Source organism: Bradyrhizobium sp. B124, from assembly GCF_038967635.1.
Lineage (GTDB): Bacteria > Pseudomonadota > Alphaproteobacteria > Rhizobiales > Xanthobacteraceae > Bradyrhizobium.
The window spans coordinates 8,598,229-8,613,841 of the sequence record NZ_CP152413.1 but is presented as its reverse complement, the minus strand read 5'-3'; the positions used below and the strand labels follow the sequence as shown (position 1 = coordinate 8,613,841).

The following is a 15,613-nucleotide window of genomic DNA, read 5'->3' as shown; positions in this document are numbered from 1 at the left end:
CGATGCTGACGCATCGCCCCGGAAAGACAGCTGAAATGGACTGACGACATGAGCCGAGCCGCCACCAACCTGCAGATCGATTCCGCCCGCCTCTGGGGCACTATCCACGAAACCGCGCAGTTCGGTGCAACGCCAAAGGGCGGCGTGCGGCGGCTGACCCTCAGCGCCGAGGACAAGCAAGTACGCGACTGGTTCCGCAAGGCGTGCGAGAACGCCGGCCTCGAGGTGCAGGTCGATGCGCTCGGCTCGATGTTCGGCTTGCGGAAAGGGCGGGATATGTCGAAGCCGCCGATCGGCGTCGGCTCGCATCTCGACACCCAGCCGACCGGCGGCAAATATGACGGCATCCTCGGCACGCTGGCCGCGCTCGAGATGGTGCGCACGCTCAACGATGCCGGCATCGAGACCGAACTGCCGATCTGCATCTGCAACTGGACCAACGAAGAAGGCTCGCGCTTTGCGCCGGCGATGATGGCCTCGGCCGCCTATGTCGGCGATTTCACCACCGACGACATTCTGTCGCGCAAGGACGCCGAGGGCGTCACGGTGGCGCAGGCGCTGGACTCGATCGGCTATCGCGGCGATGCCCCGGTCGGCCGCCAGAAGTTCACCAGCTTTGTCGAACTGCATATCGAACAGGGCCCGATCCTGGAGGCCGAGGGCAAGACCATCGGCGTGGTCGATTCCGGCCAGGGCGTGTTGTGGTACGACGGCAAGATCACGGGCTTCGAGAGCCACGCCGGCTCGACCCCGATGCCGCTGCGCCGCGATGCGCTGGCGACACTGTCGGAGATCGTGCTGGCGATGGAAAGCATCGCCAAGAAGCACGGGCCGAAGGCGGTCGGCACCATCGGCGAGGCCGTGATCGCAGCGCCCTCGCGCAACGTCATCCCCGGCGAGATCGCCTTCACGGTGGATTGCCGCAGCGCCGATGCGGCGATCATGGACGCGCTGGATCGCGACCTGCGTGCCGCCGTCGCCGAGATCGCAGCAAAGCGCAAGGTCGAGGTGCAGCTCGATCTGGTCTGGCGCAAGGCGCCGACGCATTTCGACCCCAAGCTGGTCGACGCGGTGGAGAACGCCGCGCAGCAGCTCGGCTATTCGCACCGCCGCATCACCTCCGGCGCCGGCCACGACGCCTGCAACCTCAACACCGTGATGCCGGCCGCGATGGTGTTCGTGCCCTGCAAGGACGGCATCAGCCACAACGAGCTGGAAGACGCCACGCAGACCGACTGCGCTGCCGGCGCCAACGTCCTGATGCATACGGTGCTGGCGCTCGCCGGCGTCGCATCCTGATCATCCCTTCTTCCTTCGATGGAGGCTTTCGTGCGCGCAGTGTTTGTCGACGCCAATGAATCGCTCGCTGTCATCACGGAGCGGTTGGAGAAGTCAGGCGATCCCAAGATGCGGATCAACCGCAACCCGGACATCAAGCCGGAGGATTATCCTGCGGTGCTCGACGGCGCCGAGATCGCGGTCGTCGACCACACCGCGCTGCCGACCGACGTCGCGAAGGCGTGCGCCGGCCTGAAACATGTCGTGTTCCTCGGCACCGGCGCGCGGAGCTACATGAATCCGGAAGAGCTGGCCGAGCTCGGCATCTCCGTGCATCTGATCAAGGGTTATGGCGACACCGCGGTTGCGGAATCCGCGATCGCGCTGATGTGGTCGTCGGCGCGGGTGATTGCGCAGATGGACCGCGAGATGCGCGCCGGTAACTGGCTGCGCGAGGACGGCATGCAGCTCACCGGCAAGACGCTCGGCCTGGTCGGCTTCGGCGGCATCGCCGCCGAGGTCGCCCGCATTGCGCTCGGCAGCGGCATGAAGGTGATCGCCTGGAACAGGTCGCCGAAGAGCCATCCGGGCGTCGAATTCACCGAGCTCGACACCGTGCTGGCGAACAGCGACGTGGTCTCGATCCATCTGCTATTGAACGACGAGACCCGCGGGATGATCACGCGCGACAAGATCGCCAAGATGAAGAAGGGCGTGGTGCTGATCAACACCGCCCGCGGCGCGATCGTCGATGAGCAGGCGATGATCGATGCGCTCAACTCCGGCCACATCCGCCACGCCGGCCTCGACGTCTACAACATCGAGCCGCTGCCGAAGGATCACCCGCTGACCAAGATCCCGAACGTGACGCTGTCGGCGCATTCGGCGTTCCGCACGCCCGAAGCGAGCGAGAACCTGATCCACGCGGCATGGGAGCATTGCCGACGGATCGTGAAGCAATAATTATCGACGTCGTCCTGGACAAGCGAGCGTAGCGAGCGCGATCCAGGACCCATTACCACCGGCCTGTGTCATCGCGCAGGGCGGTGGTCAGACCTATCAAGCCAACAAGCACTCGGGGTAATGGGTCCTGGCTTTCGCCAGGACGACCCCGTGGGCGCAGCTTACTCCACCATCTCCGCCACCGCCTTGCCGCAGGCCGTGGTGTCGGCATTGCCGCCGAGGTCGCGGGTGCGCAGCGTGCGTTCGCCGAGCGTGCGCTCGATCGCGCCGACGATGGCGCTAGCTGCCTGCTTCTCGCCGAGGTGCTCCAGCATCATCGCGCCCGACCAGATCATGCCGATCGGGTTGGCGATGCCCTGCCCCGCGATATCAGGCGCCGAGCCGTGCACCGGCTCGAACACTGACGGGAAATTGCCTTCCGGATTGATGTTGCCCGACGGCGCGATGCCGATCGTGCCGGTGCAGGCCGGACCGAGGTCGGACAGAATGTCCCCGAACAGATTGGAACCGACCACGACGTCGAACCAGTCCGGATGCAGCACGAAGTTCGCGGTGAGAATATCGATGTGGTACTTGTCCCACTTCACGCCGGGATACTTCTTGGCCATCGCCTCCACGCGCTCGTCCCAATAGGGCATGGTGATGGAGATGCCGTTCGACTTGGTCGCCGAAGTCAGATGCTTCTTCGGCCGCGACTGCGCCAGGTCGAATGCGAATTTCAGGATACGGTCGACGCCAATACGGGTCATCACGGTCTGCTGCGTGACGAATTCGCGGTCGGTATCCGGGAACATGCGGCCGCCGACCGAGGAATATTCACCCTCGGTGTTCTCGCGCACCACCCAGAAATCGATGTCGCCGGGCTTGCGGCCCGCCAGCGGCGACGGCACGCCGGGCATCAGCCGCACCGGGCGCAAATTGACGTACTGGTCGAACTCGCGGCGGAATTTTATGAGCGAACCCCACAGCGAAATATGATCCTGGATCTTGGCCGGCCAGCCGACCGCGCCGAAATAGATCGCGTCGTGCTTGCCGATCTGGTCCTTCCAGTCGGCCGGCATCATCTCGCCGTGCTTCTCGTAATAGTCGTAGGAGGCGAAGTCGAAATGGTCGAACTTGACGTCGACGCCGTGCTTCTTCGCCGCCGCCTCGATGACGCGCAGGCCCTCCGGCATCACTTCCTTGCCGATGCCGTCACCGGGAATGACCGCAATCCGATACTGCTTTTTTGCGCTGCTCATCGAGAACACCCTTGTGATTTGCCCGGCCGGCAATGCCGCCTATCCTGATGGTCCTGCAATGGACCAAACTTCGCGCGAGCGCAACGCTGCAGTGCAGTGTTGACCGCGGCGCGACCCTGACCCACCAATTTCGCGGACATCCCACTCCTCATACCAAAGCGAGACATCCCATGGATCTGCATCTGCGCGGCAAGCGTGTCCTGATCACCGGCGCCTCCAAGGGCATTGGCGCGGCCGCCGCCGAAGCCTTTGCCGAGGAAGGCGCCAATCTGCTGCTCGCCGCCCGCAACGGCGAGCAATTGAAGGCGCTGGCCGAACGGCTGCGTTCGGCGCATCAGATCGATGCGGCGATCAGCGTCGTCGACCTGCGCAAATCGGAAGATCTGGCGCGGCTGGCCAAGGAAGCGATCGATATCGACATCCTCGTCAACAATGCCGGCGACATCCCGGGCGGCTCAATCGACAAGATCGACGAGGCGACCTGGCGGCACGCCTGGGAGCTCAAGGTGTTCGGCTACGTCAATTTGACGCGCGCGATCTATGCTCAGATGAAGGCACGCGGCGGCGGTGTGATCGTCAACGACATCGGCGCGGCCGGCGAGAAGTTCGACGCCAACTACATCTGCGGCAGCGCCGGCAATGCGGCGCTGATGTCGTTCACCCGTGCGCTCGGCGGCAAGAGCCTCGCCGACAACATCCGGGTCGTCGGCATCAACCCCGGCCCTGTCGGCACCGACCGCCACGTCACGCTGCTCAAGACCCGCGCCAAGAACCAGTTCGGCGACGAGAACCGCTACAAGGAATTCCAGAAGGGCCTGCCGCTCGGCCGCCCCGCGCATGCGCGCGAGATCGGTGACCTGATGGCGTTCCTGGCCTCCGATCGCGCAGGCTATACGTCGGGCGTGATCTACACGGTGGATGGCGGGCTGACGTCGGGGTGGGGCTGACCCTCTCCGCGTCATTGCGAGCGAAACGAAGCAATCCATAGTCCCGCAGCGGGAACATGGATTGCTTCGTCGCTTCGCTCCTCGCAATGACGGCCTAGTCGGCTGTCCGCTCGCACGATTGCCGGATCAGCGTGGTGATGCGGCCTTGTGGTGCCAGCATCTGGTTCATGATCGAGAAGTGGTCGGCGCCGGCGATCTCCTCATAGGTCACCGGCAAGCCGTAGCGGGCGCGATGGCCGGCGAGATCGGCGGTCTGCTTGCGCAGCAGCGGCAGTTCGGCACTGCCGACCACCAGCGACAGCGGTTTTGCCGTGCCACCTTGCTGCATCATCGGCGAATTGCGCCGCGACGTGGCTTCGTCGAGCTTGAGCTTCTCGTTGAGGTAGGACTGCCTGATCGGCTCGAGATCATAGATGCCGGAGATCGCCATGCCGGCCCGGACATGGGCGTTCGACAACGCCATCGATGTCAGATGGCCGCCGGCCGACCAGCCCGACACGACGATGCCTTCGGCAGCGGCACCGAGCGCGGGCAACTGCCCGGCCAGAAAATCGATGCCTGCGTGAATCTCGGCGACGATGTCATCGAGCGTCGCATCCGGCGCCAGCGTGTAGCCGATCAGGGCCACATTGATGCCGTGCGCCATCGGCCCCTCCGCGAAAATCGTGAACACCTCCTTGGCGCGGGTCTGCCAATAACCGCCGTGGATGAACAGCAACGTCGGCGCGCCATCGCGGGCTTTGAGGAAATCGATCCGGTTGCGCTCACGCGGGCCGTATCGGAGGTCGAGATGCTCGGGATGTTTCTGCCGCAGCGCCGCGGAGCGCTGCTCCCAGCCGGCGACGATTTCGGCGCTGCCCTTGACCGCAACGCCATTGTTCAAGCCGAGGTCCCGCTCCTGCTGGCTCATCGCGCGCCAGTCCAACGCGGAAAACAACGCTGCCATCCCTGCCTCTTCGGTTCTCGTCGCATTGCCACGACGGCAGGAAATGTTCTACAGCACAAGCAAACGGAAGACATAGGAGCAACGGCGCATGGCTGATCAGGGCTTGGTGAAGGAAACGGCGTGTGCCGTCGTCGCGAAACTGAAAGCCGGCGACGTCACGCCGCTCGACCTGCTCGACGTGCTGGAAAAGCGCATCGCCGAGGTCGACGGCAAGGTCAACGCGCTGCCGACGCTCTGCTTCGACCGCGCCCGCACCCATGCCAAGGCCCTGATGCAGAAGCCGGCCAGCGAGCGCGGCCTGCTCGCGGGTCTTCCGGTCCCGATCAAGGACCTCACCGCCGTCTCCGGCGTGCTCACCACGCTGGGCTCGCCGATCTTCAAGGACAACATCCCCGCGAAGTCGGACATCCTGGTCGAGCGCCTCGAACAGAACGGCGGCGTGATCTACGCCAAGTCGAACACGCCGGAATTCGGCGCCGGCGCCAACACCTTCAACGAGGTGTTCGGTCCGACACGCAATCCCTGGGACACATCGCGCTCGGCCGCCGGCTCCTCCGGCGGTGCCGCGGCGGCGCTGGCCAGCGGCACCGCGTGGCTCGCCCACGGCTCCGACATGGGCGGCAGCTTGCGCAACCCGGCGAGCTTCTGCGGCGTCGTAGGCCTCCGGCCGTCGATCGGCCGGGTCGCCCACACGCCGAAATTCGGGGTCGACCGCACGCTCGGCGTGCAGGGACCGATGGCGCGCAATGTCGAGGACCTCGCGCTGCTGCTCGATGCGATGAGCGGCGAGCATGCCGCCGATCCGCTGTCGCTGCCGGTGCTTCCGACGTCGTTCCTGTCTGCGGCGCGTTCCGGCAGCAAGCCGAAGCGCATCGCCTACTCACCCGATCTCGGCATCACGCCCGTCGATCCCGAGGTCAAGGCCGTGACCTGCAAGGCCGCGGAGCGGTTCGCGGAAGCCGGTGCGATCGTCGAGGAGGCGCATCCCGACTTCCACGAGGCCCATGAATGCTTCCACGTGCTGCGCGCGTTCGATTTCGCGATCAGCAAGGCCGAATTGCTGCGCACCAAGCGCGACCTGCTCAAGCCCGAAGTGATCTGGAACATCGAGGAAGGGCTGAAGCTCACCCTCGAAAAGCTCGAGCGCGCCGAGGCGCAGCGTGTGGCGATGACCGCGCGTGCGCTCGAATTCTTCGAGAGATACGATTTGCTGCTGGCGCCCGCGACCATCGTGCCGCCATTCCCGGTCGAGAACCGCTATGTCGCCGAATGCGACGGCAAGAAGTTCGACAATTACGTCGAATGGCTCGGCATCGTCTATGCGATCACGCTGGCCTGCTGCCCGGCGCTGTCGCTGCCCTGCGGCTTCACTGTGTCTGGCCTGCCGGTCGGCCTGCAGATGATCGCCAAGCCGCGCGCCGAGGCGCAGCTTCTCGCCGGCGCGAAAGTGCTGGAGGACATTCTGGGCGTGCGTGGCACCACCCCGATCGATCCGCGGCCTCCGAGATAAGGCGTTCTACGCCTTTTCCTCGGTCGCATGCAGCGCGACAGTGAGTGCGAGCTTGGTCTGCTCGACGATCTCGTCCATCAGTTCCTCGCGGCTGATCTGGCCGACCTCGCCGGTGAGCAGGCCCTGCTCGGCGAGCATCACGATGCCGTGGAGCCCGGCCCAGATCTTCAGCGCCTGCCGTTCGCGCAACAGCCCGACGGCCGGTGCCTCGAACGACCCGATCAGCAGCGCCAGCGTTTCCATCGCTGCGACGTGCAGCTCGCTGCCCACGGGCGCGCAGGCCATGGTTCTGGACGCGAACATCAACCGGTAGATGCCGTGGCGCTCGAGCCCGAAGGCCAGCGCAGCCTGGGCAAAGCGCGACAGTTTCGAGCCCTTGCCGGGCCGCTCGATCGCCTCGCGCATGATCACGTTGAACTGCCGGAACGCTTCCGCGGTCACCGCCTCCAGCAACGCCTCGCGGTCGGCGAAATGCCGGTACGGCGCCGGCTGCGAGACGCCGAGCTGCCTGGCCAGCGCCTTGATGCTGATCGCTTCGGGGCCACCGAGCTCGACCTCGCGTAACGCCGCCTGAATCAGGGCTTCGCGGAGGTCGCCATGGTGGTAGGTTTTCAACGGCTTACGAACGATTTGTCCCATTGCGGCAATGATTGCTCGAGTGTGATGCCCATCGAGAGGACAGGATAGCGAAATCAAAGGCTTACGTCACCCCTTCGAATGGGGGTGCGATATCCGCAATGCCGGTGGCGGCGACCTGCCGGATCCTCCGGCCATATCCGCGAAGCTTGCCTCGTTCGCCCGGGCGCTTCACTTCTTCTTGCCGCGCCTGCGGCGGCAAGAAGCCGAACCGAGTTCGGTTTGCGCAAGATGAAGCTCAACTGTTGGCTGCATACTTAGCGAAGTAAACCGAATAGGGCCGCAAAATGTTTACCACTCCCGCAAATCACCTCTGAGCCTGTGAACGATCTCACTAACGAACGACCGCAACGGGTCTAGCATGCTGGTTGCAAGGATCGAGAATACCACTGCACAGGTCGCATCCGTTCCGAAGCCAGTATTGGGCAAGGAGGAAGGCATGCAAGACAAACGGTTCGATCAATATTTCTAGTTTTTCCAATGCATCTTGATGCCGGCGCAAACTGCGACCGCAATTATCAATCCTGGGAACTTCCCAAACTTGCTCATCGTGCGACCCGCGCCTTCGAATGGAAGTATCGCGTGACCGCGAATTGACGGATGAGCAGCCACCAATGGCTGAACTCGATTTTTCGGTATCCCTCCATCTGGAGAGATCCCGCGCAACTTTCATACGGCGAGGCGGCTTCACAAATTCTCTGAGCGCCGTCGATCGCCGCAACCCAAGCGGAGTATCATTATGGTGACGCCAGTTGGACCGCTTTTCGCAGTCGGCAATCAGGTCGTGACGAAATCTGGGTGGCGTATCAGCTACTGGGTCGATGCGCACAACCAGCAATTGCAGGCAGCCGGGCAAGCGCCGGTGTATTACTGGCTGCCCGAGCAGGTCAATCTCGCGCGGAAGCCCAACGGCGACTACAAGTTCAGCATGATCCACTTCGCCGGCGTGCGATCGAGCGGCACCACTGTCGGCGAAACCAGTTCCGACAACGAAGTGGCAGGCGGGCTGATCAATTTCGCGACGACTGCGGCGCCGCCGGACAACGTGCTGGCCGATGCCCATGCGGCGCTGATCGATCAGGTTCGCAGCCATGACAATCCGCTGTGGCGATACACCTCGAATCAGAAGCCCTGGTTCACTTTCATTCCCATCGTCAGCAATCAGTGCGTGCTCTCCAACACCCTGCCGGGCGACAGCCGTGGCATTCCGGCCGTGATGTCGAGCAAGAGCCCAATCGCAGGAGCGCCACCGACGATCGGGCTCAACCGCTCCTATCTGCCGGCGGGAGTCATGCCCCGCACGGTGCCGCAGAGCTATCGCGGCACCAACATCGACCCGATGTTCGTGAAGCTGTCAGGGCAAGGCCCCGGCACCATCGATCCAGGCGCGGAGAAGGCTTACAGCGCGCTGCTCGGCAGCATCCCGGCGGCGGTTGCCTATAACGGCTTTCATAATCTCGGCACCGGCGTGATGAACGTGACGCAGAACATGATGGTCCGGGTGGTCAGTCCCCTGATGACGATCGATATCACCGGTCATTGGTCGAGAATCCAGGATCACTTCTCAGGTGCCGGACACGCCGGCGGTCTGTTCTGGAGTGCCGACATTCAAGCCCAATACGACAGCCTCCGCGAATCCGGCGACATCGAGGTCCATACATTCGTCGACCAGTCGCTGCCTGGGGCAGACAAGCTGCAAGAATATATGGACAAGCGGAGCGACTTGATCTTCCAGAAGTTCATGGACCTGGCGAAGCAGGTGATCTTCGACCCGGCACCATTCAACGAGCAACCGGCACAGGCCAGTGGCGGCTTCCTCGGCTTCGGTGGCGGCGCCGCGTTCAAACTGCGCGAGCAGCGCACCAACCTCGATCTGGAGTATCACGAGACCAAGGAAATCGCCTACCTGCAGAACTATCAGGTCGGCGGCACGCTCGACGGCGTGGCGGATGAAATCCGGGCCAATCCCGCCAAGGACAAGGTCTACTTCCTTACGGTCGATATCGGCGACTGGGACCGCAAGGTCGCGCGCGTCTTCAAGCCGGTGGTGAACTGGCCGGATCCGACACAGAAGTGGGTCGGTGAACCCGTGGCATTCCTGTCCTGTCAGGTTGGCTATCCCAACGCCGACGGTGCCCTGCAATGGGATGGACACGTATTCAGTCCGTCCGATGGACCGGACGCCCATTTCGATACCGCGACGTTCATGAAGCAGAAGAGCGACGTTGCCCATCCGCCGGCGGGCTGGGAGCCGGACAAGATGTTCCTGAAGCGGCAGATTCACTTTACCGAGCCGCCGAGCGAATTCGAGAATCCATATGCACGCGTGCAGGTCGAGAAGGACATCGTCGATCTCGACCCAAGCCCGCTCGGAACGCCCGACAACACAATCGCGGTTGAAGTCCGCGTCGAGGAAGCCGGCACGCTCTCGGTCGGGCCGATCCTGCTTGGCGCCAATCTGACCGACGACACCCAATACGTCGAGGTGACGATGCAGGCGCTGGGCAAGCGCGACGACGGCAATGACCGGGATCCGGTCAAGTTCACCTTCAAGTTCGCGGATCAAAACACGCCGCGCTACTGGCTGGTTTACACCGGGCAGAAGAATTTCGTGCCGAAGTTTCAATATTCGGTTCGCGTCGTGGTCAAAGGCACGCTGTTCACCCACGGACAGGAATGGTCGACGACCACTCCGATCTCGACGGGCGGCAGCGGCGGGCTGATGGTGACGGTACCGACGCCGGATGATCCCAACGTCACGAAGAAGGATGTCCCGTTGTCTGCGATCGCCTCAACGACAACTGGACAAGGTGCGCCGGCAACGCCGCCGCCCTCGACCGGTCACGTCGTACCTCCGCCCAGTACGTTGAAACCAACGGCGCCTCCGCCGACCGGCAAGGGCGCGCCCGGTTCCGGCGGCTATGGCGAAGTCGGCGGCTGGGCGGCGTCCCCCGGAGATGGCGGCGCATCGAAGGGTGCACCGGCTCCAAAGGACGAGGTTGTGTTTTCGAGCTTCGAACCAGCCTAGTCGGGCGGAGCAGCCATGTCTGCCCTTGGACCACACATCGCGCCGAGCACGACATCCGGCTGGAGCAGGCTTGATCTGCCGGGTCCAGCATCGGTCCAGGTGCGGCGTACGAGAGATGGTTACGACCATCTCTCGGGCAAGCCGCGGGTGGCGCGCGACATCGCCGGCCGCCCGCGGGTGGCGTTGACACTGGTGCTGTCGCGCATGCCGACGCTCGACGACGCCTCCATCGCACCGCTGGTGACATGCGGTTCGCTGTCGCTGGTGATTGCGTTCGAGACCCCCGAACAGGACATCGCGGCCCTCGCCTCGCGGCTGGACGCACCATGCCGGAAGCTGTTCGTCCGTGCCGGCCGGTGCTCGCTGCGTGACAGTCGCGCATTCTATGCCGGCACCGACCTGTTCGGAACGCGGGTCGAGGGCACCATCGCCACGTCCCTGCCGCCGGAAGCCGCGCTCGACGTGCTCTACGCGTTCGACCGACGGGCATCGCGGCTTCGACTTGTGACCGAGATCGTCGACGGTCCACCAATTGACGATTTGTCGCTCGACCTCGTGCTTGGCGGGATTCTCGATGGCCTGGATCGCAACCTTTATTTGTCTCTGCTGGTCGTGAATGCCGACGGCACCGCGAACCGTGTGCCGCCGTTGCGGAAGAACCTGTCGGGCGGTGAAACGGCATTGCGGGCGGCGCCGGCGGCGGTGCCGCTTGTTGCAATGAACAACCGGCTCACCTCCCTGCCGTTCGCGATGACAGCAAGCCACATCGTGCAGCCTTCGGCGGCCGCGCTGATCTCGGGCGGCGCCACGAGCCAGGGCATCGCTCTCAATGCGCACGCACATACGTTCATCGGCAACGATATGTACGTGCTGCCGCTGCACCTCGATGATACCCAGTCTCCCACCCAGAACTACCCGGTGGTGTCCGATGTCGCCGCGCATTGGTGGCCCGATGCGCTCGACCCGAAGGCCGGCTGGTATGCACCGACCTTCACATTGGTGAAGCCGGCGGCCAGCGACAATGCCGCGAACGCGGCGTTCTCCTTTGTGCTGGCAAAAACCGGCTCGGTGCTTGGCTCGGACGGCACCGCAAGAACCGGATTGACAGCAACCGTGCGGCTCACCGTCAAGGCCGCGATGACACCAGAGACGGCCGCCGCCGCCGCCAATCCGGATCGCAAGCTGCAAGCGGTTCCGTTGCAAAATCTGTCATGCGCGCTGCAGATTCCGTATCGCCGTGCGGGCACCAGCGAGATTCAATCCCAGCGATTTCCCGGGACGGTGTCCCAGACCGGCGACCAGATCACGATCACCGTTGCGTTGCTCGACGACTGGGTGCGGCTGACCTATGCGTCACTGGCATTTCCCGGAACCGGTGAGCCGCCGCGCGTCGTCGTCTCCTACGCTTTCACCTCCTACCAGTACATCTTTTACAGCCCCCAGACGTTCCACGTGATCGGAGGCGGCCTCGTCCACCAGATTGCCAAGGTGGCCACCGTCAACGATCTGCCGGCGCAGGTGCGCGGACCAACGCTGGTCAGGCAGGACCTGAAGATCGTCAGTGCGTCTGGTTCGGTGCAGTTCGACCGCGAGAGCCCTTCGATTGCCGGACGGGCACCGGCGACACCGGCCGTCTCGCACCTCACGGTCACGCCAATACCGCCTGCGGACATTCAGCCGCATCTTATCCCGGCAACAATCACTCCGCACCGGACGCTGGTGACGCGTTCGTTGGTACGCGAGGAGACCACCGACGCTTCGCTGCCGTGCGGCAGCTACGGGAACTTCTATCTCCAGCGCAATGACGCCGGGGTTGCAACAGCGATCGGCTGCCAGGATTCCCTGAAGCTCGGCGAAACCGCGCTGAAAGCATTCGATGAAGTCACCACGTTGCGTGATCCGGCGTTCCGCGTGTTTCGCTCGCTGCAACAGCCAGGACGCTTCATGGTCGCGCCGACCGCGTACCGGGTCGGGCGTTTCGGCGACGGAAGCGGCAGCAAGGCCTTCCGACCGATGATCATGCTGTATGGCCTGCTCGATGTCGATCCGGCGAACAATCGGTACGCCTTGACCACGACACTGATTCCGGACGTCTCTCCCGGGGCGTTGCTGCAGCTCGGCGCGAAGCTTGTCGCCCTGACGCCGTCGGGCAGCACGCCGGCGATCGTCTATCCGACGGATCCGTTCGTCGCGGCCACGGTCGGCTATTCGTGGGCGTTAACCGCCGAATTGGGCACGCCGCAAGCAGTCACCGTACTCGACGCCATCACCATTACTCTCAGCCTGCCGCTGGCCAATGCCGCGCTCCTTACCGCCGTGCTCGATCGCACCGGCATTCAGGGCGGCGTTACCTTCACGCTGCCGGACGGCAGCAGCGTCAACGCCGCGCTGATCGTCGACAGCAATGTGGTTGGACCTCCCGAATCCGGCCCGGTGACGGTGGCACTGCAAGGCGACACCGCGACACTCACCAATCGCACACAGCAGGCCATGAACGTCACGGACCTGGTCACGTCGACGGCAAGCGGGACAAGCCAGGTTGTGGCCGTAAACACCACGCTCGCGCCAGGGACGACCGTCACCGCGAAAGTTGATCCGGCGACCACGCGAGCGTTTGCCAACGCCACCGCAGTCGCTGCGACGTCGATCGAGGAGCTTGACGTGTTCGTCGAAGACGTCACCAGCACCGTGACGTTCATCAATCAGCTCAACTTTTCCAACCATCAGTTGACTGCACTTGCCGTCCAGGCACGCCTCGAGGGAAACAGCCACATCGAGACCATCAGTCTGGCTGAAGCCAGTACGGCCGACGCTTCGTTTACGCTGCCGATCAACGACTATCTGGCACATCAGACACTGCAGTTCGCGCTGGTCGAGACCCGCGCAAGCGGCACGCTCACGACCGCCTGGCGCAATTGGGACCTTAACAAGGGCAGCGTCATCGGAATTACCGCTGATCTTCTGTAGGAGGAGAATGTTATGAGTCAGGGCTTTTCGCTACATGTTGGTTTGAACGGCGTCGATGCATCGAAGTACAACGGCTGGGCGGGCACGCTGGCCGGCTGCATCAACGATGCCAATGCGATGGAGACGATTTGTCAGTCGCAGGGTTTCACGACGCAGAAGCTTCTTGATGGTGAGGCGACCGCCGACGCCATTCTCGGAGCCATCGGCCAGGCTGCGTACAATTTGCAGTCCGGAGATACCTGCGTCATCTCCTATTCCGGTCACGGCGGCCAGGTCCCGGACACGACCGGCGACTCGCCCAATGGTCTTGACGACACCTGGGTGGCTTACGACCGCATGGTCCTCGGACACGAGCTCTACAATCTGTGGGGCCAGTTTGCGGCCAACGTGCGCATCGAGGTCTATTCGGACAGTTGCCACAGCGGCACCGTCATTCGAGAGCTGTTCATCCCGAGCGGCATCCGATGGCCGCAGTCGAAACGCAAAGCAATTCCAATCTTCCCGCAGGGCCGCGGACTACAGAACCTCAAGTCGGTTTACGCGCCTGCTGCAAATACGCGCGCGCGCGGCCCCGCTCCTGACGTTGCCGCGACACAAAAGCGGTCGATTCCTCCCTCCGTCGCACTCGATGTCTTCGAGCGCGACCTGCCGATGTACGAAGCCGCGCAATGGACCCGCAAGCGTGGCGAGATTACCGCTTCGGTGATCCTGATCTCCGGCTGTCAAGACAATCAGGAATCGCAGGACGGCCAGAGCAACGGGCTCTTTACCGAAAAACTCCTGTCGGTCTGGAACAGCGGCAATTTCACCGGCTCGCTGCCGCAATTCCATCAAGCGATCCTGGCGCTGATGCCACCCGAACAGACACCGAACTACTTTACGGTCGGGGTCAACGATGACGTCTTCACCAACTCGAAGCCACTAACGATCGTGGTCGATCAACGCACCTCGGCGACGGGCCAACCGGCAAAGCCGCCCACCACCCAGCAGGGTCCTGTGGTCACCGGCCCCAACACTTACGATCGTTCGAAAAGCAACGGCCCCGCCTTCAACGTAACGCCCGGCGCCAACGCGTATTATGCATTTGAGATCACGAGCGACCCGAACTGTTTTGGCTATCCGGCACAACGAACCGCCGACAATTTCTACGCCTCGTGGAACGACCCGCAGGTCAAGTCGCGCTTCACCGGCGCCACATATAACCTGCCACCCTATGCTTGGGCGGCATTACGCAATAACAGTGCGCTTTACTTCCGAATTCTCACCGCGAGCACATTTGATCTGGGCCGATGGGACAATTACGCGGTCTCGACGGCTGATTCAGACGCGGCATCCGCGCCGACGATCGCCTTGAATGGCGCAATCGCATCACCGCCACTCGTACCGGCATAGCCGCCGACGACCTGCTGCCGCGCGCGGCAACCGAGCGCCGCCGCGCGGCAGGGGGTGCGAGCATTGTGCCGGTCGATCGCGAGAGATCCCCAGCGCAACGTGGCGCGAGGTCATGGCCACAGACGTCGATGGCGTCTTGTCGGCTGCCGCGCCACCAGTCTCACCTTGAGAAGACAACACGCCCGATCGCGGACACCGCTTCCCTCGCCGGGACCGGCGGGGACCCAGGCATCAGCCTCCGGGCACCCAAAAATCAGTAGTTGCGAAGGTTTTCGTAACCTGTGGCGGGACTGCCCCCCGCTGAATTTTCGCTTGACGGACAACCGCGACAGTAATGTAATATGCTATAACTTGGCGGCCGGTAAGAGGCCGCCCAAGCAAGCTGGAACTTGCATAAACTAAAATGAGGAACCCAGCGCGCCCATCCGTGCGCCAGAGCCGAGGGAGAGTGCTTGCATGTCCAAGCTCAAAATCCGCGTCGACCAGGACAAATGCCAGGGTCACGCCCGCTGCAAATCGCTCGCCCCTGAACTGTTCGAGCTCGACGAATACGGCAACGCCCATGAAGTCGGCGACGGGACCGTTCCGGCCGGGCTCGAGGACAAGGCCTGGCTCGCGCAGACCAACTGCCCGGAAATCGCGATCGAAGTCACCGAGGAATAGCGGCCAGCAGGGATGGCTGGGTGCCTCCCGTTGAGCCGACCA

The 15,613-nt window shown here is 63.5% G+C and carries 11 protein-coding genes; 8 read left to right on the top strand and 3 right to left on the bottom strand.

Features of this window, described 5'->3' with window-relative positions; translation table 11 throughout:
* Positions 1-48 precede the first annotated feature (48 nt).
* Both AAFG13_RS40250 and AAFG13_RS40245 read left to right on the top strand, forming a co-directional pair.
* Positions 49-1,299, top strand: a complete 1,251-nt coding sequence (locus tag AAFG13_RS40250) for a Zn-dependent hydrolase (protein WP_342710445.1) — start codon at positions 49-51, stop codon at positions 1,297-1,299.
* A gap of 30 nt (positions 1,300-1,329) precedes the next feature.
* A complete protein-coding gene (locus AAFG13_RS40245) occupies positions 1,330-2,241 on the top strand; it encodes an NAD(P)-dependent oxidoreductase (protein WP_342710444.1) in 912 nt (303 codons plus the stop codon).
* A gap of 161 nt (positions 2,242-2,402) precedes the next feature.
* On the opposite strand, the gene AAFG13_RS40240 is transcribed toward AAFG13_RS40245, so the two are convergent.
* On the bottom strand, positions 2,403-3,482 hold the full coding sequence (locus tag AAFG13_RS40240) for a tartrate dehydrogenase (protein ID WP_342710443.1): 1,080 nt from the start codon (positions 3,480-3,482) through the stop codon (positions 2,403-2,405).
* A 170-nt stretch (positions 3,483-3,652) separates the two neighbouring features.
* Between AAFG13_RS40240 and AAFG13_RS40235 the strand changes: the two genes are divergently transcribed.
* Positions 3,653-4,429 carry an SDR family oxidoreductase gene (locus AAFG13_RS40235; RefSeq protein WP_342710442.1) on the top strand — a complete coding sequence of 259 codons (777 nt, stop codon included), beginning with the start codon at positions 3,653-3,655 and terminating at the stop codon, positions 4,427-4,429.
* Between the two features lie 94 nt (positions 4,430-4,523).
* Here AAFG13_RS40235 and AAFG13_RS40230 read toward each other — a convergent pair whose 3' ends face one another.
* Positions 4,524-5,375, bottom strand: a complete 852-nt coding sequence (locus AAFG13_RS40230; protein WP_342710441.1) for an alpha/beta hydrolase — start codon at positions 5,373-5,375, stop codon at positions 4,524-4,526.
* 88 nt (positions 5,376-5,463) lie between these two features.
* Between AAFG13_RS40230 and AAFG13_RS40225 the strand changes: the two genes are divergently transcribed.
* Positions 5,464-6,885, top strand: coding sequence for an amidase family protein (locus AAFG13_RS40225; RefSeq protein ID WP_342710440.1), 1,422 nt, complete (start codon positions 5,464-5,466; stop codon positions 6,883-6,885).
* A gap of 6 nt (positions 6,886-6,891) precedes the next feature.
* Here AAFG13_RS40225 and AAFG13_RS40220 read toward each other — a convergent pair whose 3' ends face one another.
* Positions 6,892-7,524: a TetR/AcrR family transcriptional regulator gene (locus AAFG13_RS40220; protein ID WP_342710438.1), complete on the bottom strand. Its 633-nt coding sequence runs from the start codon at positions 7,522-7,524 to the stop codon at positions 6,892-6,894.
* Between the two features lie 736 nt (positions 7,525-8,260).
* Between AAFG13_RS40220 and AAFG13_RS40215 the strand changes: the two genes are divergently transcribed.
* The 4 genes from AAFG13_RS40215 (at position 8,261) to AAFG13_RS40200 (ending at position 15,571) form a co-directional block, all read left to right on the top strand.
* Positions 8,261-10,549: a hypothetical protein gene (locus AAFG13_RS40215; RefSeq protein ID WP_212311190.1), complete on the top strand. Its 2,289-nt coding sequence runs from the start codon at positions 8,261-8,263 to the stop codon at positions 10,547-10,549.
* Between the two features lie 147 nt (positions 10,550-10,696).
* Positions 10,697-13,516: a hypothetical protein gene (locus AAFG13_RS40210; RefSeq protein ID WP_212311191.1), complete on the top strand. Its 2,820-nt coding sequence runs from the start codon at positions 10,697-10,699 to the stop codon at positions 13,514-13,516.
* A gap of 12 nt (positions 13,517-13,528) precedes the next feature.
* Positions 13,529-14,908: a caspase family protein gene (locus AAFG13_RS40205; RefSeq protein WP_342710437.1), complete on the top strand. Its 1,380-nt coding sequence runs from the start codon at positions 13,529-13,531 to the stop codon at positions 14,906-14,908.
* Positions 14,909-15,364: 456 nt separating this feature from the next.
* Entirely contained in the window at positions 15,365-15,571 is a 207-nt protein-coding gene (locus AAFG13_RS40200) for a ferredoxin (protein ID WP_038387982.1), read from the top strand.
* The last annotated feature ends 42 nt before the right edge of the window (positions 15,572-15,613 follow it).

What these genes read in the sequence shown, in the direction of transcription:
- AAFG13_RS40230 (WP_342710441.1), bottom strand. Translation starts at nt 5,375, where the DNA reads ATGGCAGCGTTGTTTTCCGCGTTGGACTGGCGCGCGATGAGCCAGCAG.
- AAFG13_RS40205 (WP_342710437.1), top strand. Translation starts at nt 13,529, where the DNA reads ATGAGTCAGGGCTTTTCGCTACATGTTGGTTTGAACGGCGTCGATGCA.
- AAFG13_RS40215 (WP_212311190.1), top strand. Translation starts at nt 8,261, where the DNA reads ATGGTGACGCCAGTTGGACCGCTTTTCGCAGTCGGCAATCAGGTCGTG.
- AAFG13_RS40220 (WP_342710438.1), bottom strand. Translation starts at nt 7,524, where the DNA reads ATGGGACAAATCGTTCGTAAGCCGTTGAAAACCTACCACCATGGCGAC.
- AAFG13_RS40200 (WP_038387982.1), top strand. Translation starts at nt 15,365, where the DNA reads ATGTCCAAGCTCAAAATCCGCGTCGACCAGGACAAATGCCAGGGTCAC.
- AAFG13_RS40240 (WP_342710443.1), bottom strand. Translation starts at nt 3,482, where the DNA reads ATGAGCAGCGCAAAAAAGCAGTATCGGATTGCGGTCATTCCCGGTGAC.
- AAFG13_RS40235 (WP_342710442.1), top strand. Translation starts at nt 3,653, where the DNA reads ATGGATCTGCATCTGCGCGGCAAGCGTGTCCTGATCACCGGCGCCTCC.
- AAFG13_RS40250 (WP_342710445.1), top strand. Translation starts at nt 49, where the DNA reads ATGAGCCGAGCCGCCACCAACCTGCAGATCGATTCCGCCCGCCTCTGG.
- AAFG13_RS40225 (WP_342710440.1), top strand. Translation starts at nt 5,464, where the DNA reads ATGGCTGATCAGGGCTTGGTGAAGGAAACGGCGTGTGCCGTCGTCGCG.